Annotated in this window: 21 protein-coding genes; 17 read left to right on the top strand and 4 right to left on the bottom strand. The window is 62.7% G+C overall.

The window, feature by feature from the left end; genetic code table 11:
- Window positions 1-9: 9 nt before the first annotated feature.
- Entirely contained in the window at window positions 10-1,734 is a 1,725-nt protein-coding gene (locus KZJ38_RS17525; protein ID WP_219797458.1) for a purple acid phosphatase family protein, read from the top strand.
- Here KZJ38_RS17525 and KZJ38_RS17520 read toward each other — a convergent pair.
- The 3 genes from KZJ38_RS17520 to KZJ38_RS17510 all read right to left on the bottom strand — a co-directional run bounded on the left by KZJ38_RS17520 (window position 1,709) and on the right by KZJ38_RS17510 (window position 3,227).
- Window positions 1,709-1,876, bottom strand: a complete 168-nt coding sequence (locus KZJ38_RS17520; protein ID WP_219797457.1) for a hypothetical protein — start codon at window positions 1,874-1,876, stop codon at window positions 1,709-1,711. The two genes, KZJ38_RS17525 and KZJ38_RS17520, sit on opposite strands and share 26 nt — an antisense overlap.
- Before the next feature lie 144 nt (window positions 1,877-2,020).
- Window positions 2,021-2,446, bottom strand: a complete 426-nt coding sequence (locus KZJ38_RS17515; protein WP_219797456.1) for an organic hydroperoxide resistance protein — start codon at window positions 2,444-2,446, stop codon at window positions 2,021-2,023.
- Window positions 2,447-2,660: 214 nt separating this feature from the next.
- Window positions 2,661-3,227, bottom strand: a complete 567-nt coding sequence (locus KZJ38_RS17510; protein ID WP_219797455.1) for a TetR/AcrR family transcriptional regulator — start codon at window positions 3,225-3,227, stop codon at window positions 2,661-2,663.
- 243 nt (window positions 3,228-3,470) lie between these two features.
- Here KZJ38_RS17510 and KZJ38_RS17505 point away from each other — a divergent pair, with 243 nt between their 5' ends.
- The 9 genes from KZJ38_RS17505 to KZJ38_RS17465 all read left to right on the top strand — a co-directional run bounded on the left by KZJ38_RS17505 (window position 3,471) and on the right by KZJ38_RS17465 (window position 15,576).
- A complete protein-coding gene (locus KZJ38_RS17505) occupies window positions 3,471-7,328 on the top strand; it encodes a nitrate reductase subunit alpha (RefSeq protein ID WP_219797454.1) in 3,858 nt (1,285 codons plus the stop codon).
- A complete protein-coding gene (narH, locus tag KZJ38_RS17500) occupies window positions 7,325-8,851 on the top strand; it encodes a nitrate reductase subunit beta (protein ID WP_219797453.1) in 1,527 nt (508 codons plus the stop codon). Before KZJ38_RS17505 ends, narH begins: the two co-directional genes overlap by 4 nt.
- A 1-nt stretch (window position 8,852) precedes the next feature.
- A complete protein-coding gene (narJ, locus tag KZJ38_RS17495; protein WP_219797452.1) occupies window positions 8,853-9,620 on the top strand; it encodes a nitrate reductase molybdenum cofactor assembly chaperone in 768 nt (255 codons plus the stop codon).
- The gene (narI, locus tag KZJ38_RS17490) at window positions 9,613-10,296 is read left to right on the top strand and encodes a respiratory nitrate reductase subunit gamma (protein WP_219797451.1); all 684 of its coding nucleotides are present in this window, start codon (window positions 9,613-9,615) and stop codon (window positions 10,294-10,296) included. Before narJ ends, narI begins: the two co-directional genes overlap by 8 nt.
- Window positions 10,297-10,306: 10 nt before the next feature.
- Entirely contained in the window at window positions 10,307-11,104 is a 798-nt protein-coding gene (locus tag KZJ38_RS17485; protein WP_219797450.1) for a peptidylprolyl isomerase, read from the top strand.
- A 14-nt stretch (window positions 11,105-11,118) separates the two neighbouring features.
- Window positions 11,119-12,399 (top strand): MFS transporter, encoded by a 1,281-nt coding sequence (locus tag KZJ38_RS17480; protein ID WP_219797449.1) that lies wholly within the window; start codon window positions 11,119-11,121, stop codon window positions 12,397-12,399.
- Window positions 12,400-12,476: 77 nt separating this feature from the next.
- A complete protein-coding gene (locus KZJ38_RS17475) occupies window positions 12,477-13,334 on the top strand; it encodes a class I SAM-dependent methyltransferase (protein ID WP_219797448.1) in 858 nt (285 codons plus the stop codon).
- A gap of 101 nt (window positions 13,335-13,435) precedes the next feature.
- Entirely contained in the window at window positions 13,436-14,503 is a 1,068-nt protein-coding gene (locus KZJ38_RS17470; protein WP_219797447.1) for an alpha/beta hydrolase, read from the top strand.
- Between the two features lie 452 nt (window positions 14,504-14,955).
- Window positions 14,956-15,576 carry a superoxide dismutase gene (locus tag KZJ38_RS17465; RefSeq protein ID WP_246641793.1) on the top strand — a complete coding sequence of 207 codons (621 nt, stop codon included), beginning with the start codon at window positions 14,956-14,958 and terminating at the stop codon, window positions 15,574-15,576.
- Window positions 15,577-15,659: 83 nt separating this feature from the next.
- Here the strand turns inward: KZJ38_RS17465 and KZJ38_RS17460 are convergent, their stop codons facing one another.
- Window positions 15,660-16,688, bottom strand: a complete 1,029-nt coding sequence (locus KZJ38_RS17460; protein ID WP_219797445.1) for an aliphatic sulfonate ABC transporter substrate-binding protein — start codon at window positions 16,686-16,688, stop codon at window positions 15,660-15,662.
- A gap of 174 nt (window positions 16,689-16,862) precedes the next feature.
- On the opposite strand from KZJ38_RS17460, the gene KZJ38_RS17455 reads away from it, so the two are divergent.
- The 7 genes from KZJ38_RS17455 to cheB all read left to right on the top strand — a co-directional run bounded on the left by KZJ38_RS17455 (window position 16,863) and on the right by cheB (window position 26,837).
- Window positions 16,863-17,975: an LLM class flavin-dependent oxidoreductase gene (locus KZJ38_RS17455; protein ID WP_219797444.1), complete on the top strand. Its 1,113-nt coding sequence runs from the start codon at window positions 16,863-16,865 to the stop codon at window positions 17,973-17,975.
- A gap of 686 nt (window positions 17,976-18,661) precedes the next feature.
- Entirely contained in the window at window positions 18,662-20,338 is a 1,677-nt protein-coding gene (locus tag KZJ38_RS17450; RefSeq protein WP_219797443.1) for a methyl-accepting chemotaxis protein, read from the top strand.
- A 114-nt stretch (window positions 20,339-20,452) separates the two neighbouring features.
- Window positions 20,453-20,974, top strand: a complete 522-nt coding sequence (locus tag KZJ38_RS17445; RefSeq protein WP_219800423.1) for a chemotaxis protein CheW — start codon at window positions 20,453-20,455, stop codon at window positions 20,972-20,974.
- Complete coding sequence (locus KZJ38_RS17440; RefSeq protein WP_219797442.1) at window positions 20,971-22,455, top strand: CheR family methyltransferase; 1,485 nt, start codon at window positions 20,971-20,973, stop codon at window positions 22,453-22,455. The genes KZJ38_RS17445 and KZJ38_RS17440 overlap by 4 nt, the downstream gene beginning before the upstream one ends.
- The gene (locus tag KZJ38_RS17435) at window positions 22,448-23,254 is read left to right on the top strand and encodes a chemotaxis protein CheW (RefSeq protein ID WP_219797441.1); all 807 of its coding nucleotides are present in this window, start codon (window positions 22,448-22,450) and stop codon (window positions 23,252-23,254) included. The genes KZJ38_RS17440 and KZJ38_RS17435 overlap by 8 nt, the downstream gene beginning before the upstream one ends.
- On the top strand, window positions 23,251-25,827 hold the full coding sequence (locus KZJ38_RS17430) for a hybrid sensor histidine kinase/response regulator (protein WP_219797440.1): 2,577 nt from the start codon (window positions 23,251-23,253) through the stop codon (window positions 25,825-25,827). Before KZJ38_RS17435 ends, KZJ38_RS17430 begins: the two co-directional genes overlap by 4 nt.
- On the top strand, window positions 25,824-26,837 hold the full coding sequence (cheB, locus tag KZJ38_RS17425) for a chemotaxis response regulator protein-glutamate methylesterase (protein WP_219797439.1): 1,014 nt from the start codon (window positions 25,824-25,826) through the stop codon (window positions 26,835-26,837). Before KZJ38_RS17430 ends, cheB begins: the two co-directional genes overlap by 4 nt.
- Window positions 26,838-26,890: the final 53 nt, after the last annotated feature.

Below are 26,890 nucleotides of genomic sequence, written 5' to 3'. Positions count from 1 at the left end.
CGAGCCGACATGACGAAGAAAGACCTCCCCGACGCATCTTTTACCGACTCCATCACCACGACTGAAACAACAGCCGCTACGCCCGCGCCGATGGTCTCGCGCCGCGGCTTCCTGAAGTTCGCCGGCGCGTCGAGCTTCGCGAGCGCGGCTGGCGCGCTGGCCGGCGCGGCCAAAGCCGACACGGCTGTGGCATCGGCACCCGATGGCACACCTGAGCAAATCCATCTGACGTGGGGCGAAGATCCGACGAGCGAAGTGGTCGTGTCGTGGGCGTCGCTTGCCGCCTCGTCGAAGCCGCGCGTGCTGATCAGCGCGGATCATGGGCATCGCGAGACGGTGCATGCGGTGCAGCGCACTTATACCGACGGGCTGACCGGTGTCGTCGTTTTTACCTATCATGCGCGGCTCAACGGCCTGAAGCCCGCAACGACCTATCGTTACGAAGTGACCGCGGACAACGACAGCCGGGCAGGCTCGCCGTTTAGCGCGACCTTCACGACGGCGCCGCGCGGCCGCGCGCCGTTCCGCTTCACGAGCTACGGCGACCTCGCAACGCCGAATACAGGGTGGGTGCTGTCGTCGCCGCAAAGCCGCTTCGCGGTCGATGCGGTCGAACGTTTCCAGCCGCTGTTTCATCTGCTGAACGGCGATCTTTGCTACGCGAATCTGAATCCGACGCATCAGACCGACGTGTGGCGCGACTTCGCCAACAACAATCAGACGTCGTCGGCTAACCGTCCGTGGATGCCGTGCCCCGGCAATCACGAGATCGAGTTTTACAACGGCGCGCAAGGCCTCGATTCGTATCTGACGCGCTATACGCTGCCCGATAACGGCTCGCGTTTCGCGGGCCGCTGGTATAGCTTCCAGGTCAGCTCGGTGCTGTTTGTCTCGCTCGATGCCGACGACGTCGTCTATCAGGACGCCGCCGCGTTCGTCGCGGGCCCGACGCCGCTCGTGCCGGCCGCGAGCACGGGCCATGCGCCGATTCCGCCCGGCACGTCGTTCTATGTGCGCGGCTACAGCAACGGCGAGCAGACGCGCTGGCTCGAAAGAACGCTGCGCCGCGCGGCCGACGATCGCGATATCGACTGGATCGTCGTGCAGATGCATCAGGACGCGCTCAGTTCGTCGAAAACCGGCAATGGCTCGGACAAGGGCTTGCGCGAAGCGTGGCTGCCGCTATTCGACCGCTATGGCGTCGACCTCGTCGTGTGCGGCCACGATCACGATTACGAACGCAGCTATCCGGTGCGCGGCTGCAATCGCCACGCGGGTATCGACGTCAAGACGGGCGAGGCGGTCGATACGCTGCAACCGCGGCCGGTTCCGCATGCGCATGCCGATACGACGAAGTTCGATACGAGCCACGGCACGATTCACCTGATTCTTGGCGGCGGCGGCACGAGCGCGCCGCTCGATGTGTACGGCATCGATATGGGCAACGGCAATCCGCAGGCCCAGGTGTTCACGAAGCCGAACCGGCCCATGCCCGGCACCACAGCCGGCACGTTCGTGCGCGCCACCGCGGATGCGTTAGAAGATGCGATCTGGTCTGCGCAGCGCGATACGGGCACCGGTTACGGCATCGCGGTATTCGATGTCGACCCGGGCGACCACGGCGGCAAAACGACCATGACGATGAACTACTATCACGCGCCCGGCGCGGATCAGACGCCGACGCCGAACTACGAACTGTTCGAGACGATTACGCTGGAGAAGCGGCGGCGTTAAGCGAGACGGGCGCCGCGCCGCCTTCGTGTGCAAGCTCGGGCGCGAACTGCGGCGCACTTAGCGCGGCGGTCGCGGCGACCAGTGCAATGGCTGTGAGGCTGGCGCCGCCGACGAGCAGCCACGCGGTCAAGGTTCTTCTCATGATCTGCGCTCCGTCACGCAACGCGTATAAGGGAATGAAAAACGAGGGATATAAAGCCGGGCAGTGAACACCCGGCACGATCGAAGCTGCGTGGATCGTGCCGGGCGCTTGAAGCACTTTCAGTGTGAGACCTGAAAAAACCGCTTAAACGAGCGTCAGCGTCACGTCGATATTGCCGCGCGTAGCGTTCGAATACGGACACACGACGTGCGCCTTGTCGATCAGTTGCTGCGCAGCGGCGCGATCCATGCCCGGCAGCGAGATCTTCATTTCCACTTCGATGCCGAAGCCATTCGGAATCTGACCGATACCGACGCTGCTATCGATCGACGCATCGGCCGGCATCGAAATCTTGTCGCGCGCCGCGACGAACTTCATCGCGCCGATAAAGCAGGCGCTGTAGCCGGCTGCGAACAGCTGCTCCGGATTCGCGCCGTCGCCGCCACCACCGCCGAGCTCGCGCGGGGTGGTCAGCTTGAAATCGAGCGTGCTGTTTTGCACCGTTGCACGGCCGTCGCGGCCGCCGGTAGCGTGAGCGTGAGCGCGGTACAGCACATTTTCGATCGACATGATGAACTCCTGATGAACGTTAAATTAAATGGAGCTGCTAGCGGGTTAGACGGTGGGCTTATCGATGCAACCCGACGACTGGCCAAAGCCCGTTACAGCTTAATGCTTCACGCTGCCCGGCTCTCAATCTACTAGAAGATAGACAGCCGGCGCTACTAAAGAGCGGCGAACCGCTCGACCTGCAACTGCATTGACTGCGTTAGCTGAATCGGTACTACTTTGACACCTTCCACAAAGCTTCGATTTCCTCGAGCCGCGTTTTTGTCTGAAACAACCGGCTCGCGAGACCACTGCCCTGATACGCGGCGAACAGCGCGCGCGCCGCGCTCTCCGGCTTACCGTTGACGACCAGCGTGCGTTCCTTGAGACCTTGCGCCAGCACCTTCGCCAGCCAGCTTTCGTTGGTCTTGAAGAACGCTTGCACAGCCGCGCGAATATTGTCCGGCAGCGACCCGATGTCGGCGGCGAGCATGCCGCACAGACAGATCTGATTGCCGTCGCCGAGCGTGCGGCCAAACATCTTTGTGTACCGCGCGAGCTTCACATCAGCCGGCAACGATGCATCGACCGCGCGCAGCAGGCCGAATATCTGGTTGCTGTACTCGTTCACCGCTTCGAGCGCCAGGTCTTCCTTCGACGGGAAGTAGTAGTGAATGCTCGACGTTTTCACGCCAACCAGCTCCGACAGGTCGCGATAGCTGAACCCGTTGTAGCCATGCAGCATCATCAGCGTGATGGCGTGATCGAGAATCTGCTCGCGAACTGTTGCTGTCGTGTCCATGGCTCGTACTTTATCTACTACTAGGTAGACAGTCAAGAATTCTTTTGCGTGATGTTTTGCTGCTGCGGATTTGCAGCAGCGCGGTGCGGCGAACGCAGACTCACTGATAACGGACTGTATGCGAATCGCATGCTGTTTGACCGGCATCAACGTTCGCCCCACAAATATGTGTCAACTTTACTTATTCACGCTCACATCCTTTAATGTCTGGACCAGCCCCCACAGACAGATACGAGATCTCATATGAGTCACTTTCTGGACAGGTTGCGTTACTTTTCTACGACCCGCCCACAGTTCTCGGACGGCCACGGCGCAGTAACAGACGAAGACAGAAAGTGGGAGGACGCTTACCGTCAGCGATGGCAACACGACAAGATCGTGCGCTCGACGCACGGCGTGAACTGCACCGGTTCATGCTCGTGGAAGATCTATGTGAAAGGCGGCATCGTCACCTGGGAAACCCAGCAGACCGACTATCCGCGCACCCGACCCGACATGCCGAATCACGAGCCGCGCGGCTGCTCGCGTGGCGCGTCGTACTCGTGGTACCTCTATAGCGCGAATCGCCTCAAATACCCGCTTGTGCGCAGCGCGCTCGTGAAACTGTGGCGCGAAAAGCGCGCATCGATGGAGCCCGTCGATGCATGGCAATCGATCGTCGAAGATGAAGCGGCACGCCGCAGCTATCAGACCCGGCGCGGTCTCGGCGGCTTTATCCGTTCGACGTGGGACGAAGTGAACGAGATTGTCGCGGCGGCCAACGTCTATACGGTGAAGCGTCACGGGCCTGATCGAGTGATCGGTTTTTCCCCGATTCCCGCGATGTCGATGGTCTCGTACGCGGCCGGCTCGCGCTATCTGTCGCTGATCGGCGGCGTGTGCCTGAGCTTCTACGACTGGTATTGCGACCTGCCGCCGGCTTCGCCGCAGACGTGGGGTGAGCAGACCGACGTGCCCGAATCCGCGGACTGGTACAACTCGACCTTCATCATGATGTGGGGGTCCAACGTTCCGCAGACGCGCACGCCCGACGCGCACTTCATGACCGAAGTGCGCTACAAGGGCACGAAGATCGTATCGGTGTTTCCCGATTACGCGGAAGGCGCGAAGTTCGGCGATATCTGGCTGCATCCGAAGCAGGGCACCGACGCCGCGCTTGCGCTTGCGATGGGCCATGTGATCCTCAAGGAATTTCATCTTGCGGGCAAGAGCGACTATTTCGTCGACTACTGCCGCCGCTTTACCGATATGCCGTGTCTTGTGCGGCTCGTGGCGCGCGGCGACCGTTATGTGCCGGAGCGCCTCGTACGCGCGTCCGATTTCGACGATGCGTTAGGGCAGGCGAACAACGCGGACTGGAAGACGGTCGTTGTGGACGCAACGAGCAATCAGGTTGTCGTGCCCGTCGGCTCGGCCGGTTTCCGCTGGGGACAGAAAGAAGGCGAAGACAAAGGGAAGTGGAATCTGAAGGAGGAGGCCTCGACCGGTGCGTCGATTGAGGCGAGGCTCTCGCTTACCAATGCACACGACGAAGTAGTCGACGTGCTGTTCCCGTACTTCGGCAATATCAAACATCCGCATTTCAATCACACGTCGCATGCATCGGAACTGTCGCGCAAAATCGGTGTGCGCCGCATTGCGACACGCAACGGCGACATGCTTGTCGCGACTGTCTACGATCTGTTCGTTGCGAACTATGGGCTCGATCAAGGTTTAGGCGGCGAGCACGTCGCCACGAGCTACGACGACGATCTGCCGTACACGCCCGCCTGGCAGGAAGCGATCACCGGTGTCAAACGCGCCGATGTGATCAACGTCGCGCGGCAATTCGCGGAGAACGCGCACAAGACGCACGGCAAGTCGATGGTGATTATCGGCGCTGGAATCAATCACTGGTTCCATATGGACATGTCGTACCGCGCGATCATCAACATGCTGATTATGTGCGGCTGCGTCGGGCAGTCGGGTGGCGGCTGGTCGCATTACGTCGGCCAGGAAAAGCTGCGCCCGCAAACGGGCTGGACCGCGCTTGCCTTTGCGCTCGACTGGCACCGGTCGCCACGGCAAATGAATTCGACGTCGTTTTTCTATGCGCATACCGATCAATGGCGCTACGACCCGATGGACCCGAGCGCCCTGCTTTCCCCGCTGGAAGACAAGTCACGCTTTCATGGCACGCCGCTCGACTACAACGTACGTGCCGAGCGCATGGGATGGCTGCCGTCGGCGCCGCAGCTTGGCACGAATCCGCTTGAAGTGGGGCGCAGCCTTAACGATCCCGCGCAAGCGGCTGCCGCCATTGCCGCGAACCTGAAGTCCGGCAGCATGAGGCTGGCGTGCGAAGACCCCGACAACCCCGCCAATTTTCCGCGCAATCTGTTTGTCTGGCGCTCGAATCTGCTGGGCTCGTCGGGCAAGGGCCACGAGTATTTCCTCAAGCATCTGCTGGGCACGACGCACGGCGTGCAAGGCGAGGAAGTCGTCAAGAGCGGACACCCGCGCCCTGAAGAAGTGGTGTGGCATGACGAAGCACCGCGCGGCAAGCTCGATCTGCTGGTCACGCTCGACTTCCGCATGTCGACTACCTGCATGTACTCGGACGTCGTGCTGCCCACCGCGACGTGGTACGAGAAGGACGATATGAATACGTCCGACATGCACCCGTTTATTCATCCGCTTTCCGCGGCGGTCGATCCCGCATGGCAATCGAAAAGCGACTGGGAGATTTTCAAGGGCATCGCGAAGCGCTTTTCCGAACTGAGCGTCGGGCATCTTGGCGTGGAACGTGACGTCGTGCTCGCGCCGATTGCGCACGATAGTCCCGCGGAACTCGCGCAGCCTTTCGATGTGAAGGACTGGAAGCTCGGCGAATGTGAGCCGCTGCCGGGCAAGACAATGCCGTCGGTGGTTGTCGTCGAGCGAGACTATCCGGCCACCTACGATCGCTATACATCGCTGGGTCCGCTGATGGACAAGCTTGGCAACGGCGGCAAGGGAATCAGCTGGGATACGAAAGACGAAGTGAAGCTGCTTGGCGAGCTTAACTATCGCGTGCCGGATAACGACCGGGAAAGCGAAGGCGAAAGCGCCGGCGGCCGGTTCAATGGCAAAGGCAACGGCAGGGTCGGCGGCGCGGTTGCAAGCACGGCGGCAGGGCGGCCACGTATCGATACGGCGCTCGATGCCGCCGAAGTCATCCTCTCGCTTGCGCCTGAAACGAACGGCGCGGTCGCGGTTAAAGCGTGGCAAGCCGTATCGGCGATCACGGGCATCGAACACGCGCACCTTGCCGACGCGCGCGCCGACGAGAAAATCCGCTTTCGCGATATCCAGGCGCAGCCACGCAAGATCATTTCTTCACCGACGTGGAGCGGCATCGAATCCGAGCACGTTTCGTACAACGCGGGCTATACGAACGTGCACGAGCTGATCCCATGGCGCACGATCAGCGGCCGGCAACAGCTTTATCAAGACCACTTGTGGATGCGCGCATTCGGCGAATCGCTGTGCGTCTACAAGCCGCCGATCGAAACCGGCAACTACGAAAAGATGCTCGGCGCGCGCTCGAACGGCAATCCCGAGATCGTGCTGAACTTTATTACGCCGCATCAGAAGTGGGGCATTCACAGCACCTACACGGACAATCTGCTGATGCTCACGTTGTCGCGCGGCGGCCCGATTGTGTGGCTATCCGAAACGGACGCGAAGCAGATCGGCGTGGTCGATAACGACTGGATCGAGTGCTACAACGCCAACGGCGCGCTATGTGCACGCGCGGTGGTGAGCCAGCGCATCCCGCATGGGATGGTGATGATGTATCACGCGCAGGAAAAGATCGTGAACACGCCGGGTTCGGAAATCACCGGCACACGCGGCGGCATTCACAACTCGGTCACGCGCGTGTCGTTAAAGCCCACGCATATGATCGGCGGCTACGCGCAGCTCGCCTACGGCTTCAACTACTACGGCACAGTCGGCTCGAATCGCGATGAGTTTCTGATCGTGCGCAAGATGAAAGAGGTCAACTGGCTCGACGATGCGCCGGCCGACCCTGTGAACCCCGCCACCGAGCACAAGCAACGTGCAGGAGAAACCTCATGAAAGTGCGTGCGCAGATCGCGATGGTGCTCAATCTCGACAAATGCATTGGCTGCCATACGTGTTCGGTGACCTGCAAGAACGTCTGGACGAGCCGCGAAGGGATGGAATACGCATGGTTCAACAATGTCGAGACGAAGCCCGGCATCGGTTATCCGAAAGATTGGGAGAACCAGGACCGCTGGCGCGGCGGCTGGACGCGCAAGCCGAACGGCAGCATCGAGCCGCGCCTCGGCGGCAAGTGGCGTCTGCTCGCGCAGATTTTCGCGAATCCGCATCTGCCCGAGATCGACGATTACTACGAGCCGTTCACGTTCGACTATGCGCATCTGCAGGATGCGGGCGACGCCAAGGCAATGCCCGTTGCGAGGCCGCGTTCGCTGATCAGCGGCGAGCGGCTGCAGAAAATCGAATGGGGGCCGAACTGGGAAGAGATTCTCGGCGGCGAATTCGAAAAACGCTCGAAGGACTATAACTTCGAGAACGTCCAGAAAGAAATTTACGGGCAGTTCGAAAACACATTCATGATGTACCTGCCGCGGCTATGCGAGCACTGTCTGAATCCGGCGTGCGTCGCAGCGTGCCCGTCGGGCTCGATCTATAAGCGCGAGGAAGACGGCATCGTGCTGATCGATCAGGACAAGTGCCGCGGCTGGCGCATGTGTGTTTCCGGATGCCCGTACAAGAAGATCTATTTCAACTGGCATAGCGGCAAGGCCGAGAAATGCATCTTCTGCTATCCGCGCATCGAAGTCGGGCAGCCGACCGTCTGCTCCGAAACCTGCGTGGGCCGTATCCGTTATCTCGGCGTGCTGCTGTACGACGCCGATCGCATCAGCGAAGCCGCCAGCGTCGAGCATGAAACCGACCTGTACGAGGCGCAACTATCGGTATTTCTCGATCCGCACGATCCGGAAGTGATCGCGCAGGCCGAACGCGATGGCGTGCCGGCGGCGTGGATCGACGGTGCGCAGCGCTCGCCCGTCTACAAGATGGCGATCGACTGGAAGATCGCGTTTCCGCTGCATCCCGAGTACCGCACGCTACCGATGGTCTGGTACGTGCCGCCGCTTTCGCCGATCAATGCCGCGGCGAACAGCGGCGAGTTGGGCATGAACGGTTACCTGCCCGATGTCGAATCGCTGCGCATTCCGCTGCGCTATCTGGCGAATCTGCTGACTGCGGGCAAGGAAGCGCCCGTGAAGCTTGCGCTCGAGCGGTTGCTCGCGATGCGCGCGTTCATGCGTGCGCGTCACGTCGACCAGATCGACGCGCCGGGTGTGCTCAGGCAGGCCGGGCTCAGCATCGCGCAAGTCGAAGACATGTACCGCTATCTCGCGATCGCGAACTACGAGGACCGTTTCGTGATCCCGACCTCGCATCGCGAATATGCAGAGGACGCGTTCGATTTGCGCTCGTCGTGCGGCTTCTCGTTCGGTAACGGTTGTTCGGACGGCCGCTCCGAAGCGAGCCTTTTCACGACGCGCAAGAGCAACCGCAAGATTCCGATTCGCCAGGAGTTCTGATATGGCAGCGAACCCAGCCAACCCGTCTGGTGCAACGCAGGGCATGCTGTATGCGGTACTCGGCGCGTTGCTCAGTTATCCGGAGCAGCCGTTGATCGACGCGTTGCCGGAAGCGCGCGACCGGCTACAGGGCGAGCGCGCGCTGACGCGCGACGCGCGCGCCGGGCTCGAGCGTTTTTTCGACTATTGCCGCGAGCGCGATCTGTTCACGCTGCAGGAGAACTATGTCGCGCTGTTCGATCGGGGCCGCGCGACGTCGCTCTATCTGTTCGAGCATGTCCACGGCGAATCGCGCGACCGCGGGCAGGCGATGATCGACCTGCTGCAGATGTATGAGCAGCACGGCTTGCATCTCGGCGCGGGGGAACTGCCGGATTACTTGCCCGTGTTCCTCGAATATCTGTCGCGGCTGCCTGCTGCCGAAGCGCGCTCGCTGCTTGCCGAGACCGGCGAGATCCTGCAATCGATCACGGCGCAACTGGCCAAACGCGGCAGTCCGTATAGCTTCGTCGTCGGCGCGCTGTTGCCGCTTGCGGGCGCCGGTAAGGCTGGCAGCGGCACGCCGCATGAACTCGGCGACGACGATGCGCAGTCGCCGCCTTCGCACGATGACTATCGCGCGCTCGATGCCGCGTGGGCCGACGAACCCGTACGCTTCGTCGGCGCCGAGACGCCTGCTCAAGCACCGATTCACTTCTACGACAGCCGCCGCAGCGCGGCGGTCCCGCCGGCAGCCAAGAACCGCAACCGGGAGCATGGCCATGAGTGAGTACTTTCATCAGTTCGTGTTCGGCATCTATCCGTATATCTGCCTTGCCGTGCTGCTGCTCGGCAGTCTCGTCCGCTTCGACCGCGAGCAGTACACCTGGAAAAGCGATTCGTCGCAAATGCTGCGGCATGGGGCGTTGAGACTCGGCAGCAATCTGTTTCACTGGGGTGTGCTGATTGTCGTGCTCGGTCATTTCGCTGGCTTTCTCGCACCGCATTGGCTCGTGTCGCCGTTCCTGTCAGCGTCGGGACACCAGCTGGCGGCGATGATCGCGGGCGGCGCGTCGGGCCTCGTCGCGATTATCGGCCTGACGATCCTGATCTTCCGGCGCCTTGGCGATGTGCGGATTCGCCGCAATAGCCGTGCATCGGACATCCTCGTCGTGTTCATGCTTTGGGCGCAGCTTGCGCTTGGGCTCGGCACCGTCGTGCTGTCGATGCGGCATATGGACGGCGTGATGTTCGAACAGCTCACCGACTATGTGAAGGGCGTGGTCACGTTCCGGCCGAACAATGCGAGCCTGCTGATCGGCGTGCCGCTGACCTATCAGGTGCATATCGCGCTCGGCTTCACGATTTTCCTGGTCACGCCATTTACGCGGCTCGTGCATATCTGGAGCGGTATCGCGTCGATTGCGTATCTGATCCGGCCGTATCAGCTGGTTCGCAAGCGTTGAGGAGGGATCGGTGAGCACCGTCGAGAAAATCGAACTGGAAAAGCAGGGCGGCGCGGTCAGCGTCAATGGCATCGCGATCGACGAAGCGTCGATTCGGGAAGAAGCCGAACTGCACACGGACGTGGACGATCCGATCGCCGTCGCGCGTCAGTCGCTGGCGATTCGCGAACTGCTGCGCCAGCGCGCGGTTGAATTGCAACTGGTGGGCGATAACGGCGATGCACTCGATGACGCAGCGGTCGACCGCCTGCTTGCGCGCGATCTCAGCGTGCCGAGCGCGACGCGTGCCGATTGCCAGCGCTATTACGAAGGCCATCTCGCGCGCTTCAGGCGCAACGACATCGTGTACGCGAGTCATATCCTGTTCGCCGTGACAGGCCGCGTGCCGCTCGCGCTGCTCAGACACGAAGCGGAAGCGGCGCTTGGCCGCGTGCTTGCGGCGCCCGAGACCTTCGAAGGCACCGCGAAAGAAGTGTCGAACTGTCCGTCGGCTGGCGTGGGCGGCAGCCTCGGGCAATTGCTGCGCGGCGACAGCGTGCCGGAGTTCGAGCTTGCGCTGTTCGATACGCCCGACCTCGGCATTCTGCCGCGACTGATCAATACGCGCTTCGGCTTTCATATCGTGCGCATCGATCGTCGTGTCGAAGGCGAGCAGTTGCCGTTCGAAGCCGTCGAAGCGGACATCGCGCGTTTTCTTGGCGAGCGCGTCATGCACAAGGCGATGCAGCAATACGTATCGGTGCTCGCGTCGCGCGCGCGGATCGAAGGCGTCGACCTCGGGGAAACGAACGGCCCGCTGGTTCAATAGATAAGGACCCCATCATGAGCGTACAGGGCAATCTGAAAATTCCCGGCGCGGCGCCGGCTGTGAATGCGCAGGCGTGGTCCGTGTTGTTCGCGAGCACCCTCGCGTTCCTCGTCTGCTTCGTCGTCTGGATGATGTTCGGTGTGCTCGGCGTACAGTTGCGCGAGGATCTGCAGCTCAATAGCACGCAGTTCGGCCTGCTCACGTCGACGCCGGTACTGACCGGCGCGCTGATGCGCCTGCCGCTCGGCGCATGGACCGACCGCTTCGGTGGACGCATCGTGATGACGACGCTGCTCGTCGTTTGCGCGATACCGGTGTATATCGTCAGCTTCGCAACGGCGTTTTGGCAATTTCTGTTGATCGGCCTTTTTCTCGGCTGCGTCGGTGCATCGTTCGCGGTCGGTACACCCTATGTTGCGCGATTCTTTCCGCCGGAGCGACGTGGCTTCGCGATGGGCTTTTTCGGCGCGGGCACCGCCGGCGCCGCGGTGAATCTGTTTGTCACGCCGTCGTTGCAGGCCGCCTACGGGTGGCGCTTCGTGCCGCGTGTCTATGCGGTCGCGCTGATCGTCACCGCGGTGATTTTCTGGTTTGCATCGGCGCGCGATCCCGGTGCGGGGCAGTCGAAGGGCTCGTGGCTCGACTCGTTCAAGGTGCTGCGCGATCCGCACGTCTGGCGCTTGTGCCAGTACTACTCGATCACGTTCGGCGGCTTTACCGCGCTGTCGCTGTGGATACCGCAATATCTGAAGGCCGAATACGGCATGTCGCTCGTCATGGCGTCGGCATTTGCAGCGGGCTTTTCGCTGCCGGGTTCCGTGTTGCGCGCGGTCGGCGGTGGGCTCGCGGACCGTTTCGGTGCGCATAGCGTGACGTGGTGGGGGCTATGGGTCGCATGGATTTGCCTGTTCCTGCTCTCTTATCCGCCGACCGATTTCGTGATCCATACGATCGACGGCACGGCGAGCCTGCATCTGCGCGTATCGGTGATCGGATTCGTGTTGCTGACCTTCGTGCTCGGCGCGGTGTTCGCGTTCGGCATGGCGTCGACCTTCAAATACGTGGCCGACGATTTCGCCGACAACATGGGCGTGGTAACCGGTATTGTCGGCCTTGCGGGCGGCCTGGGCGGTTTTCTGCTGCCGATTCTGTTCGGTATCCTGCTCGACTTCTTCAAGGTGCGCTCGACGTGCTTCATGTTCCTCTACGGCATCGTCTGGGTGTCGCTGATTCTGATCTATCTGTCGGAGGTCCGGCGCACGCCGGTGGCCGGGCGCGCAGCGAGTTCGGGCTAGCGGCGCGCCGAACGGCGGAAAATACCTGTCGCGAAAGGTAAACTGCGCTGACGTCGATAACCACAGAAGGAGACAGTATGGACGATCAGCGAACCGCAGCGCCGGACAGCACGGCCGTGCGCGTTGCGCTATGGCGCGCGCAGCACGTCGAGATCGATGCGCAACCGTCCGTGCTGAAAGACGAAATCGGCCTGCAACTGGCCGCACCCGATGTGAACTGGCGTGAGCGCCCCGACATGAACCCGCGCGCGATCAGCGGGTACCGCGCGGCAATTGTCGGCCGTGCGCGCTTGATCGAAGATCTCGTGGTCGAACAGGCAAGCCAAGGCGTTACGCAGTATGTAATTCTCGGCGCCGGCCTCGATACATTCGCGCAACGCAGACCGGAGGCCGCGTCGCGGATGCGTATCTACGAAGTGGACCGGCCCGCGGCGCAGGCGTGGAAGCGGCAGCGACTGATCGAATGCGGCTACGGCGTGCCGCAACAGCTGCAACTCGTACCCGTCGACTTCGAAGCAGGGCAATCATGGTGGGACCAGGTGACGGCGGCCGGCTTCGATGCGAGCCGGCCGGCCGTCGTCGCATCGACCGGGGTGTCGATGTATTTGACGCGGGAGTCGAACATCGCGACGCTGCGCCAGGTCGCGCAACTCGCGCACGGGTCCACGTTTGCGATGACGTTCCTGCTGCCGCTCGACCTTGTCGATACCGAAGACCGCGCGCAGCATCAGATGGTCTATCAACGCGCGAAGGCGGCCGGCACGCCGTTCGTGAGCTTCTTTAGCCCCGCGGAAATGCTCTCGCTCGCGCAAGCGGAGGGGTTCCGCAAGTGCGAGCATGTGTCGACGCGCATGATGATCGACCATTACTTCGCGAACCGTAGCGATGGGCTGAGGCCTTCCAGCGGCGAAGAGTTTCTGATCGCGACGACCTAGCGTCCGGCTACACCGTTTGCGAACTCGCGCTACAGTAAGGGCGAACACCCGGACCGCCGGCTGTCATCCGGCATACAGAAACATAAACGAAGCGTATCCAGATGCTTACTGCTCACGTGACTTCGCGTTCGACTCCCTTAGCCATACTTGCCATTTCCCTGCTGATCGGCGCCACGCCGATAACATCGGCGCATGCGGCACCCGTCAAGCTGATGACCGAGGAGGCGATGGTCGCGTCGCCGCAGCCAGGCATCAGGATCTATGTGCGCAACAAGCATCCGGCCTACAAGACGATCTACGATGCCGCGCATACGCTTGTGTTCGTGCATGGTGCGACTTATCCGGCAAGCACGTCATTCGATCTCGAACTGAATGGCATGTCGTGGATGGATTACATCGCGCGCCGCGGTTACGACGTCTACTTGCTCGACTTGCCCGGTTACGGACATTCGACGCGTCCTGCGGCCATGAACGGCCCGGCCGATGCCGGCAAGCCCGTCGAAACCACGGCGCAGGCGGTAGCCGACTATGGCGCTGTGGTCGACTGGGTGCTGGCGCGTCGCCACTTGAGCCAGCTCGATGCAATGGGATGGTCGTGGGGCACGACGATCGCGGGCGGTTATGCGGCCGAGCACCCGGAGAAGATCAATCGGCTCGTACTGTATGCGCCGGTGTGGCTCTCGCATGAGAAGCCGCCTACCGGCGATGAAGCAAGGCTCGGCGCTTATCGTCATGTAACGATCGAGCAGGCGAAGGAGCGCTGGTACAAAGGCGTACCGGAAGATAAGCGTGCCGAACTGATTCCGCCGGGATGGTTCGACACCTGGCAGAAAGCGACGTGGGCGACCGATCCGAAAGCCGCATCGTCGAATCCGCCCGCGCTGCGCGCACCGAACGGCGTTACGCAAGACATTCGCGCTTATTACATGTTGGGCAAGCCCACCTACGACCCGGGCAAGATCACGGCGCCCACGCTATTGATCCAGGGTGAGTGGGACCAGGACACGCCGCCCTATATGTCGCAAGCGCTGTTTCCACTATTGACCGCGGCGCCGTGGAAGCAATACGACATGATCGGCGAGGGCACGCATACCGTGTTGATGGAGAAGAACCGATTGCAGCTGTTCGATGCGGTGCAGAACTTCCTCGACGAACCGTCGCCGCGCTAAACCATCCGCATACGCAAATGCATGAAGTGCAACGCGCCGTGCGATGCACTAATTTCAGGCGCGCAAATGCGAAGCGCTATTGAACAAAAGCGATCCTGACAAATGCATTAGCGCAGGCGTTTTCACATAACTGACTTAAAGTCGTAAAGAGAGAGCGAGGAATAGCTTGCCGTCGCGTTATGGAATAACGCGGTTGAGTCGACCGTTTTAAGGAGCGGCTATTGCGTTTATCTGATCGACGACGCTTCGATTGAAAGCGGCAATGCCTGCACGTATGGCGTGTTTCCACTCCCTCTCTTTCTCAAGGCTAACTGATGACTGCCGCCTCCCTTGAACGACGCGACTTTATTGCAAGAACAACGAAAGGTGCCGCTAGCGCGGTCGTGGCCAGCATTGCCGGCACGGCTGCCAGCATACTGCCCGTTGATGCATTGGCTGCGAGTTCTGCCGCGGTGCCCGCTTATCTCGGCGCTTCACCGCAAACGCAGCCGCCGCTGCCTTTCGCCGAGAACGCGCTGGAACCGGTGATTTCGGCACGCACCATCGGCCTGCACTATGGCAAGCACCACCGCGCGTATTTCGAGAATCTGTCGAAGCTGGTCCCCGGCACGCCGTTCGCGGGCCAGACGCTCGAGACGATCATCGTCAAGACGTATGGCGACACGCAGCATGAGGACATCTTCAACAACGCAGGCCAGGCGTGGAATCACAACTTCTACTGGAAGTCGATGAGCCCGACGCCGACGCAGCCGAGCGAGAAGCTGCAGGCCGCGATCCTGCGCGACTTCGGCTCGCTCGATAACCTGCATGAACAACTGGTGAAAGTGTCCGCGTCGCAATTCGGCAGCGGCTGGGGTTGGCTCGTCGTTGAGAACGGCAAGCTCTCGGTGATGAAGACGAGCAATGCCAATGTGCCGTTCACGTCGGGCAAGGCGCCGCTTCTGACCGTCGACGTGTGGGAGCACGCGTACTACCTCGACTATCAGAACCGCCGTCCCGACTATCTGAAAGGACTGACCGCAAAGCTGATCAACTGGGATTTCGCCTCGGCGAACTATGACAAGGTCGCTTGAGCGGATGCCCTGATGCCGCGCGGGGCTCGAACTATATCGAGCCCCGCGCGGGCCGCGCATCGTCATGATGCGCGGATCAAGGCCTACGGCTGCGACGTCGCGGACGGCGGCGTCCAGATACGAAGGTCGGTGGCCTTTAGCGTCTTCGGAATCATATGCGCCGCATAGTAGGTGTCCGCAATGCGCTGCTGGTCGCCGAGCCGGTCTCTTTGCACGGGCACGATGTCGTAGCTGCGGCGCGTGTTCGCAAGCGCGACGGTCTGCGGTGGAAGATTGCCCCATAGCGGGCTCAGAATTTGCGCGGCTTCCTGCGGATGCGCCTTGACCCATTTGCCGGTGCGATTGAGTTCGTCGAATACGACTCGCAGCACTTCCGGATGCCGGTCGGCGAATGCGGTCGTTGCCGTATAGAAGCGGTTGTATTGCGCGAGACCGCTGCTGCCGTCGGCGATGACTCGCACATTCGCGTCGCGCTGTTCGGCCGCGAGAAACGGATCCCAGATCACCCATGCATCGATATTGCCGCCGCGAAAGGCGGCGAGCGCGTCGGGCGGTTCGAGATAGCGGACCTGGATATCGTCGATCGTCATGCCCGCTTGCTTAAGCGCCGCTAGCATCAGGAAATTGCAACCTGAGCCTTTCGATACCGCCACGCGCCTGCCCTTCAGATCGGCGACCGTACGAATCGGCGAGTTCGGCGGCACGATAATCGCCTGTGCCGATGGCGCGGACGTCTCTTCCGCATAGTAGGTGAGCGGTGCGTTCGCGGCCTGTGTGAACAGCGCGAAAGCGTCGGCGACATCCGCATGCAAATCGACGCTGCCCGCATTCAGCGATTCGAGCAAACCATTCGTGAACTCGTGCCAGCTCACGTCATAACCGAGCGCATTCAGGCGCTTTTCAAGGTCGCCGGTGCGCTTGAGCAGGATCAGCAAGGTCGACGAGCGTTGATAGCTGATCGATACCGTCTCGCGCGCAACCGCCGGTTCGGCGCAAAGCACGTTGGCAACGAACAGCGCGGCAAGCGCTAACCACGACGCTAAAGCGGCTGCGCGATAACGCCGGAATATGCACTGAAACAGACGGTGCGCGGGAAGTGCAATGACATTCATTGGCCAGGCCCCCGATGCGAATGAGCTACGGACTATAGCGAGGCATCGCAGTACGCCAAAGCTCGATTGCATCGATCGATATCGCGACAAATTAGATCGCCGGCACGCGTTTTAGCGCACCAGCTGCGGCATCATCGCCGTTCGCATCGTCGAACCCGCGAGGAGATTGCGCTGATGTCTTCCCCCATCCGCTTTGGCATCTGGGCGCTCGTGCATGGCAGCCGCGCCGCATTGCAGGACCCCGATGAACCGTTCGATGCTTCGTGGGCGCGCAATCGCGCGCTCGTGCTCGAAGCGGAACGTCTGGGCTACGACTCGGTGCTGGTCGCCCAGCACACGATGAACCCCTACGACGAGAACCTCGATGAGCTCGAAGCATGGACCGCGTCGGCCGCGCTCGCCGCGCTCACGCAGCGCATCGAGATCATCGCGGCGATCAAGCCTTATCTGTATCACCCGGTCGTGCTGGCGAAAATGGCGCAACAGATCGAGCACATCAGCGGCGGACGCTTTGCGCTGAATCTCGTCAATGCGTGGAACCGGCCTGAACTCGAACGCGCCGGCATCGGCTTTGCGGAGCACGACGCGCGCTATGAATACGGCCGTGAATGGATCACCGTCGTCGACGCGTTGTTGCGCGGCGAGCGCACGCATTTTCACGGGCGGCACTTTCATGTCGACGACTACGTATTGCGACCCGCCGATCCGTTTCGCGCGCGGCCCAGCGTCTATGTGGGCGGCGAGTCGGAGCCGGCGCGCGCGCTCGTCGCCGATCACGGGGACGTGTGGTTTATCAACGGACAACCGCTCGACGACGTCGCCGCGCTGATCGCCGATGTGGCCGCGCGGCCGCGTCCCGCCGGCGCGCCGCCGTTGCGCTTCGGGCTCTCCGCGTTCGTGATCGCGGCCGAAACCGACGAAGCCGCCCAGCAGCATCTCGAGCATCTGTTTGCACTGGCGGCGAAAGATGCGCCGCAACGCGAGAAGCAGAAAGCGAATATCGATCCGAAGGCGGTGATGTTCCATACCTACGCGCGCACGCCGCGCGTCGGCTCGAACGGCGGCACAGCCGCGGGGCTCGTAGGCAGTTACGATACGGTCGCGCGCCGGATCGCCGGATTTCATCGCGCCGGCGTCGAGCTCTTCATGTTGCAGTTCCAGCCGTTCGAAGCGTCGATGCGCCTGTTTGCCGAAGAGGTGCTGCCGCGCGCGAAGGCGCTGGTCGAGCGTGACACCCGTGAAGCGGATGAAGCGCGCGAAAAGCCGGAGCAGGCGATTATCGGCTAAGCGCCATTCCACTTCGGCCAGTTGTCCATCCGTTCAGTGGCCGCATTTACAGGCGCGGGGTTCGGCCCGGTCGGCTAAATGGCCGGAAAAATACGCATGAAAATACCTGTGTTTCGATCGGCGGATTTATAAAAACTTGCCGGATATTGTGTAACCGTAGCGAAAAAATTACTCGCTTATTCAAACATCGCTTTCAGGCCTGAAGAGGCGCCGCTGCCCGCAATGGCCGTCCCGCGCACCCGTTGCTCCGTGAAGCGTGCTGCGCTGGCGCAACAATCCAATAGCGGTCAAAACAAAAAGCGAAAAAATCGACCGAATGACGAGCCGGCGACGCTGTCTTCCATTGCCATCTTTACCGCCAGATATTGACTTCGCATAACGAGTCGCGCGTGTCGCGGTTTGTAGCGGGTTATGATCGAAAACCCTTATTCCATTTCAAAACAACCACTGCTGTATTGATACCGAAATGGTCTGCTTTTGCGACTTCGAACCGGGGCGCAAAAGCAGTGCAAATGCGGCGCAGACGCAAGGCTGGCAAGCGGTGCACGCGGCGCAACAGCGCTCGAAACGTTTGCTGACAATATTGCGTCATTACTGGTACTGTTGCGCGTCGAATCGGCCGTGCGCGAGCCGCATGCGCGCCGGGGCGGTTTATCGCATCCATCACTTTCTACGCAGACGGGACCATGAGTATCGCGACTTCACGCAGCGGTAATGCTTCACTGAGCGGCACGGCGTCCCTGAACAGGTTTTCGCTCGGTAATCGCATCCTGCTCAGTTTTGGGGCGATCTTTCTGCTGATGCTGATCACCGCGATCGTTTCCTACACGCGTCTGCGCGCGATCAACGAAGAGGCCGACAAGCTCGAGCGTCAGTCGGTGCTCGGCATTTTTCTATCGACGTCGATCCGCGCCGCGTCGAGCGAGAGTATGACGACGTCACAGCGCGCGCTCTTCGTCGACGGCGATGAAGGCGCGTCGCGCAGCGATCTGGACAAGGTCAACGCTTCGCTGAAGCAGATCGACAAGCTCGTCGCGCAATATCCGCAAACCGTCGACGGCGCCGAAGACGCCGCCCGTTTCGAGGAATTCCGCACCGCCTATGCCGACGCGCTGCCACAGTTCAACGAAGTATTGCGTATGGCGCAAGGTTCGCGGGCCGACGCGCAGCGTGCTTTGCTCGCGATGAGTCCCGCATGGGAAAAAGTCACGCGGGCGGCCAATTCGATGGTCGACGAAGACAAATCGCAGGCCGACGAATGGGCGCATCTGATCCGCCAGTCCGCGCAGGAGGCCGAAATTACGCTTGCGGTCGCGCTCGGCATCGTGCTGCTGGTAGCGCTCGGCACAGGCTTTGCACTGTATCGCGCGGTGACCGTGCCGATGGCGCGGGTGGTCGACGTGCTCGATGTGATGCGCACCGGCAATCTCGCGCAGCGTCTTGCGTTGCGGCGGCAAGATGAATTCGGCACGCTCGAGAACGGCTTTAACCGGATGGCCGAAGAGTTGACGAGTCTCGTCGCGCAGGCGCAGAAGTCGTCGTTGCAGGTCACGACCTCCGTGGCGGAGATCGCGGCGACGTCGAAGGAGCAACAGGCCACCGCGGCGGAAACAGCGGCGACGACCACCGAAATCGGCGCGACGTCGCGCGAAATCGTCGCGACTTCGCGCGATCTGCTGCAGACCATGAACGAAGTGTCGCGCGTCGCGGAGCAATCGGCGACGCTCGCGGGCACGAGCCAGAATGGCCTGTCGCGCATGGAAGACACGATGCGCAGCGTGATGGAGGCGGCCGGTTCGGTCAACGCGAAGCTCGCCGTGCTCAACGAGAAGGCGGTCAATATCAATCAGGTGGTCGCGACGATCACGAAGGTCGCCGACCAGACCAATCTGCTTTCGCTGAATGCGGCGATCGAAGCGGAAAAGGCCGGCGAATACGGCCGCGGCTTTGGTGTGGTCGCGACCGAAATCCGCCGGCTCGCGGATCAGACCGCGGTGGCGACCTACGATATCGAGCAGACCGTGAAGGAAATCCAGTCGGCCGTGTCCGCGGGCGTGATGGGCATGGAGAAGTTTTCCGAGGAGGTGCGCCGCGGCATGCACGATGTGCAGCAGGTCGGCGGCCAGCTCTCGCAGATCATCCTGGAGGTGCAGGCGCTCGCGCCGCGCTTCCAGGCGGTCAACGAAGGGATGCATACGCAGGCGAACGGCGCGGAACAGATTACGCAGGCGCTGTCGCAGCTGTCAGAGGCGGCGCAGCAGACGGCCGAATCGCTGCGGCAATCGTCGCAGGCGATCGACGATCTGACGCTGGTTGCGAATCAGTTGCGCACGGGTGTGTCGCGCTTCAAGATCGAAGCGTGATGCGCGCCGGGGCGTGATCGACGACGGTAAGCAGCGGTATCCGGCGGTAACCGGCTATACCCACAGATAATAGTTTTACAACCGCATATAAACGACGCAACCGGTTTGACGGCGATGCTTTTCCTTCTGTTCGACCTCGATGGTGAGCGTTACGCGCTCGACGCTGCGCAGATCGTCGAGGTGCTCGCGCTGCAGCCGGCACGGCCGATTCCCGGCGCGCCCGCCTGGGTCGCTGGTGTCGCCGAGCGGCACAGTGAGCCGTTGCCCGTCATCGATGTGCCGCGCCTTGCGCTCGGGCGCGAGGCGCGGCGCTTGCTGTCGACGCGCCTCGTGATCGTCGAGTATCGCGCTAGCGAGGCATCGAGCGAGGCACCCGAGGCACCGCATCGGCTTGGCTTGATCGTCGAAGGCGCGACGCAGACGCGCCGCATCGCGCGCGAGCAATTCGCCGATACCGGTGTCGCGACGCCGCACGCGCGCTGGCTCGGCCCCGTCGCGAACGACGGGCAGGGCTTCGTGCAATGGGTTCAGGTGCGGCACATGCTGACCGACGACGTAAAGACCTTGCTGTTTCCGCGGGAATCGCACGTAGCGCACGCATCGCCCACATCGCACGCACAGGCATCGACGTCATGAACGCGGAACCCCGCATCGACGCACGCTTCGAAAGCTGGCTCCTGCGCGAGACCGGCATCAGCGCGCCCACGCTCGGCGCGCATGCGTTCGAGCGCGCGGTGTGGGACCGCGTGCGTGCGACGCAGGAGGCTGCATCGGAAGGCGACCTCGAAACTTACTGGCAGCTGCTCAATGCATCGCACGACGAGCGGCAAGCGCTCGTCGAACTGATCGTCGTGCCCGAGACATGGTTTTTCCGTGACCGCGAAGCGTTTGTTGCGCTTGCGCGGCTCGCGAACGAGCGGCTGGTGCGCGACGCGTCGCATGTATTGCGCGTGCTGAGCGCGCCCTGCTCGACGGGCGAGGAGCCCTATTCGATTGCGATGGCGTTGTTCGATGCGGGTATCGGGCCGGAGCGCTTTTCGATCGACGCGATCGATATCAGCGAGCGCGCGCTCGACATTGCGCGCGCTGGCGTATATGGGCGCAATTCGTTTCGCGGACGCGCGCTCGAGTTTCGCGAGCGGCATTTCACGGTCGCCGGATCAGGCGCGGCGGGCTCCGATTCCCGTTTTTGTGCGGACGATACGGGCTTAGCCGATGCGGCGGGCGCAGCGTCCGGCGATGTCCGCTATGTACTCAGCGAACGTGTGCGCAATGCTGTCCGCTTCGGCCGGGCCAATCTGTTCGACGCGCCGCATCCGGCCGATGCGCGTTTCGACTTTATCCTGTGCCGCAACGTGCTGATCTACTTCGACCGCGATTCGCAGGATCGCGCGATTCGCCTGCTCGATGCGCGGCTCGCGCAGGACGGCATGATGTTTGTCGGACCCGCCGAGACGGGCCTGATGATGCGGCATGCGTACAATCCCGCGCGGATCCCGCTAGCGTTTGCGTTCGCGCGCGCGCCCGCCGACGAGGCAAGGCCGCCGAGGCCGGCGCCGATCGCGTCTGCGATTGCGGTGGCGCCGGTCAAACCGATTGCGCCGATCGCGCCGATTCCGCCGATCCGGCCGGTTCCGCCCGCGCGGCAGCCATTTGCGAAGCAGGCCGCGGCGGCGCGTGCGACCGCTTCGAAAGTCGATGCGACGCGTACTGCTTCCGCATCGTCGGAAGCGCCCACGAAGCGCGAAGCCTTGCTCGCCGACGCATCGCGTCTTGCCGACGAAGGCCGGTTCGATCACGCAGAACGCGTGGCGAACCAGTGCGTCAATATCCACGGACCCGATGCTTCGGCGTTCTATCTGCTGGGCTTGATCATGGACGCACGCGGCCGCGGCGCCGATGCGGGTGACTATTACCGCAAGGCGCTTTATCTGGAGCCCAGCCACTACGAGGCGCTTACGCATCTCGCGGCCCTGCTCGAAATGACGGGCGACGCGGCCGGTGCCGAGCGCCTGACGCGTCGCGCCGAACGTGCGGCGCAGGGGCGGCGCGATGCGCCGGAACGGAAAGCGACCCACGTGAATCACGTGAACCGGACGCGAGGCTTCCATGACTGACCGCGTCGACGATCTTCCGGATATCGAAACGAGCATCGACGACTGCTGGAATCGCATCGGCACGCGCGGCGACCAATCGTGTCCGGCGCTCGAGGAGTGGACGCGCTGCCTCAATTGCCCGGTGTTCGAGCGTGCCGCGGCGCGTTTGCTCGACCGGCCGATCTCCGGTGCAATGGATGAGGTTGCTGCCCATGTGCAGCGTGCAGCTTCGCTGGAGCAGTCGGGCGATGCACCGGTCGCCATGGCGAAAGCCAACGGTTCGGGCAACGCGGGTTCGAATGAATCCGCTCAGTCATCCGGAACACATTCGGCGGTTGTATTCCGCGTCGCGGACGAATGGCTCGCATTGCCTACGGAAGCGTTAAAGCAGATCGAAGATCTGCGGCCGGTTCATTCGCTGCCGCATCGGCGCAATCGCGTCGTGCTGGGCCTCGTTAATGTGCGCGGTGCGCTGACGGTGGTCGTGTCGCTCGGCGAACTGCTCCGTCTCGATCGGACTGCCGCCGCGAAGGCGGCTTCGAACGAAAGACCAGGCGCCGCGTCCGGCGTGCACGCGTCGCGCAGCGGCCGTTACGCACGAATGCTCGTCGTCGCGCACGACTGCGAGCCCGTGGTGTTCCCGGTCGACGAAGTGCATGGCGTTGTGCGTTATGCGACCGGCGCGCTCAGGCCCGTGCCCGACACGCTGACGCGCTCGAGTGCCGCGCATGCGGCTGGCGTGCTCGCGTGGCAGGGTAAAACGGTCGGCGTGCTCGATGCCGCGCGCGTATTCGCCTCACTGACACAGAGCCTCCAATGAGTACCGACGACGATCTGAGCCGCCAGTCACTGCTCGCGCTCTTCAGCGAAGAGGCGCATATGCAGACGCGCGTGCTGTCCGATGGACTGCTTACGCTCGAGCGTGCGTCCGCCGACGCGTTGGCGCTCGAAGCATGCATGCGCGCCGCGCATTCGCTCAAAGGCGCGGCACGCATCATCGGCCTGCAGGACGGCGTCGATATCGCGAACGCGATGGAGGAGTGCTTCGTCGCCGCGCAGCACGGCACGCTCGCGCTGACGGCGGTGCATATCGATGCGTTGCTGCGCGGTGTCGACTTGTTGCTGCGCGTTGCCGACGATCAACCGGCGGTGCGCGCGAGCCGTGCGGAGATCGAGGCATGTGTCGCACAGTTAGCGGGTTTTGTCGGTGCTTCGACATTGATGGGTTTGCATGATGCGGCCGCGCGCACGAGTGGCGATGCGCCGCCCGCGGCGCAAGCAGACTCAGCCGATGCGCTGCTCAACGCCGCCATCGCTATGCTGCAGGCGCAAGCACAAACGGCTTCAGCGCCGCAAGCTGAAACAATTGCTTTAGCCGAGCACGGCGCGCCGCCCGAAGATCCGCCGGCGTCCGCGAACTCGGGCGAAGCCCGGCTTCGTCAAGCCGAGCCGAACGCCGCGCCGGATCTTTTGGCCGCTTCATCGCAGGCTCAAGCGATTGCGCACGCAACGCAACCGACGCAACCGACGCAACCGACGCAACCGACGCAACCGACGCAACCGACGCAACCGACGCAACCGACGCAACCGACGCAACCGACGACATCGCCCGCACGCGCCGGCCTCAACACACAACGCGACCCCGACCGCATCCTGCGCGTGCGCGCCGACAATCTCGACCGGCTGCTGAGCCTGTCCGGCGAATCGCTCGTCGAATCGCGCTGGCTCAAGCCGTTTGCCGATTCGATGCTGCGCGTGAAGCGCACGCAGCGCGAAGCCGCCCGCGCGCTCGATACGGTCTACGAATCGCTTGCGCAGGTGTTCGACGGTCAACTCGATGCGCGCGCCAGTGCCGCACTGGACAGCGTGCGCGACGCCTTCGGCGCGATTCAGCAGCAGCTCGCGACCCAGATCGACGAACTCGACCGCTACGACCGGCGCAGCACGAATCTCGCGCAACAGCTGTACGACGAAGCGCTGCAATGCCGGATGCGCGCGTTCGGCGACGAGACGCATGTGTATCCGCGCATCGTGCGCGACCTCGCGCGATCGCTTGGTAAACAGGTGCGATTTTCGATCGTCGGCGAAAACACCCAGGTCGATCGCGACATTCTCGACATGCTCGATGCGCCGCTCGGTCACCTGTTACGTAATGCGCTCGATCACGGCATCGAAACGCCGGGCGAGCGCGTCGCGCGAGGCAAACCGGCTGAGGCGACGCTGACGCTCGAAGCGCGCCACAGCGCCGGCAAGCTGCTGATCAGCGTCAGCGACGACGGCCGCGGCATCGATTTCACCGACTTGCGCGCCGCCATCGTGCGCCGCCACCTTGCCGATGAACCGACTGTCACGCGTCTTTCCGAGCAGGAACTGCTCGAATTTCTGCTGCTGCCCGGTTTTTCGATGCGTGCTCAGGTGACCGATGTATCGGGGCGCGGCGTCGGTCTCGATGCGGTGCACGACATGGTGAAAGCGGTGCGTGGGACCGTGCGCATCGTCAACGAGCCGGGCGCCGGCATGCGCTTCGTGCTGCAGTTGCCGCTCACGCTGTCGGTGATTCGCAGCCTGCTTGTCGAGGTGGGCGGCGAAGCGTATGCGTTTCCGCTCGGTGCTGTGCATCGCACGCTTGCGCTCGCGCGCAGCGACATCGATATGCTCGAGGGGCAGCAACATTTTTCGCTGGAAGGCAAGCGCGTCGGGCTCGTTGCCGCGCATCAACTGCTCGGGCTCGAAGCGGGCGAAGCGGCCGAGGAAGTCGCGGTGGTTGTGCTCGGTGATGAGCGGGGCACGTACGGCGTCGCGGTCGAGCGTTTCCTTGGCGAACGCATGCTCGTCGTGCAGCCGCTCGATGCGAGGCTCGGCAAGATCAAGGACATCGCGGCGGCCGCGTTGATGGATAACGGCGAAGCGGTGTTGATCGTCGATGTCGAAGATCTGCTGCGCTCGGTCGACAAGCTCGTGCGCGAGGGGCAGCTTGCGCGCGTGCGCGCGTCGTCGGGCGCGGTCGCCGTGCAGCGCAAGCAGGTGCTGATCGTCGAAGATTCGCTCACGGTGCGCGAGCTCGAACGCAAACTGCTCGAAAAACGCGGCTACGCGGTGACCGTCGCGGTGGACGGCATGGACGGCTGGAATGCGCTAAGAGGCGCGAGCTTCGACCTGGTGGTGACCGATATCGATATGCCGCGCATGGACGGCATCGAGCTCGTCACGATGATCCGCCGCGATGCGCAACTGAAGTCGACGCCGGTGATGATCGTGTCGTACAAGGATCGCGACGAGGATCGCCGCCGCGGGCTCGACGCGGGCGCCGACTACTATCTCGCGAAAGGCAGCTTCCACGACGAGGCGCTGCTCGACGCGGTACGCGATCTGATCGGCGAGGCGAACCAATGAACATTGGCATTGCAAACGATCTGCCACTGGCTGTCGAAGCGTTGCGCCGCGCACTCGCGAGGCGCACCGAGCATCGTGTGCTGTGGGTTGCGGAGGACGGCGAGCAGGCAGTCGATTTTTGCATTGCACAGCCGCCGGACGTCGTGCTGATGGATCTGATCATGCCGAAGCTCGACGGCGTCGAGGCGACGCGCCGCATCATGGCGCGCGCGCCGTGTGCGATTCTCGTCGTGACGAGCAGCGTCGGCGCGAATGCGTCGCGCGTTTATGAGGCGATGGGCGCGGGCGCGCTCGACGCGGTCGATACGCCGACCCTCGCGGGCGGCAACGACGCAGGCGAAGCGGCACACGCTTTGCTCGAGAAACTGGACCAGATCGGTTACCAGCTTGCGAACCGTTTGATGCCCGCGGCGGCGCCCGACGCGGGCAGGGCGCGCGGCGCGAGCACGCCGTGGCTGATCGCAATCGGCGCGTCGGCGGGCGGGCCGACCGCGCTAGCGGCCGTGCTAGGCAGCCTGCCCGCTGACTTTGCCGCGCCGATTGTGATCGTTCAGCACGTCGACAAGGCCTTTGCGCAGGGCATGGCCGAGTGGCTCGACGGGCAATCGCCGTTGCCGGTGCGCATCGCGCACGACGGCATCCGGCCGCGCGCCGGCGAAGCGTTGCTGGCGGCGACCAACGATCATTTGCTGCTGACGCGCGGCGGTTCGTTGCGCTATACACGCGAACCGGTCGAGACACCCTACCGGCCGTCGGTCGACGTATTTTTTCAGAGTGTCGTCGACCATTGGGATGGCGAAGCAGCGGGTGTGCTGCTGACCGGCATGGGGCGCGACGGCGCATTGGGGCTCAAGGCCATGCGCGCGAAAGGCTACGAGACGATCGCGCAGGACGAAGCGACGAGCGCCGTGTACGGCATGCCGAAAGCGGCGGCCGCGCTCGGCGCGGCGCGGCGCATCCTGGCGCTCGAGCGCATTGCCGGCGAGCTTGTCGGGCTCGTTCATCGTTAGCCGTCAGGCAGCACGGAAACAGTAACTGCAACCGCAACCGCAGCCGCAACGGA

The sequence above is a fragment of the Paraburkholderia edwinii genome, from assembly GCF_019428685.1.
GTDB lineage: Bacteria > Pseudomonadota > Gammaproteobacteria > Burkholderiales > Burkholderiaceae > Paraburkholderia > Paraburkholderia edwinii.
The sequence above is the reverse complement of the archived record's forward strand: the minus strand, read 5'-3'. Positions and strand labels throughout refer to the sequence as shown.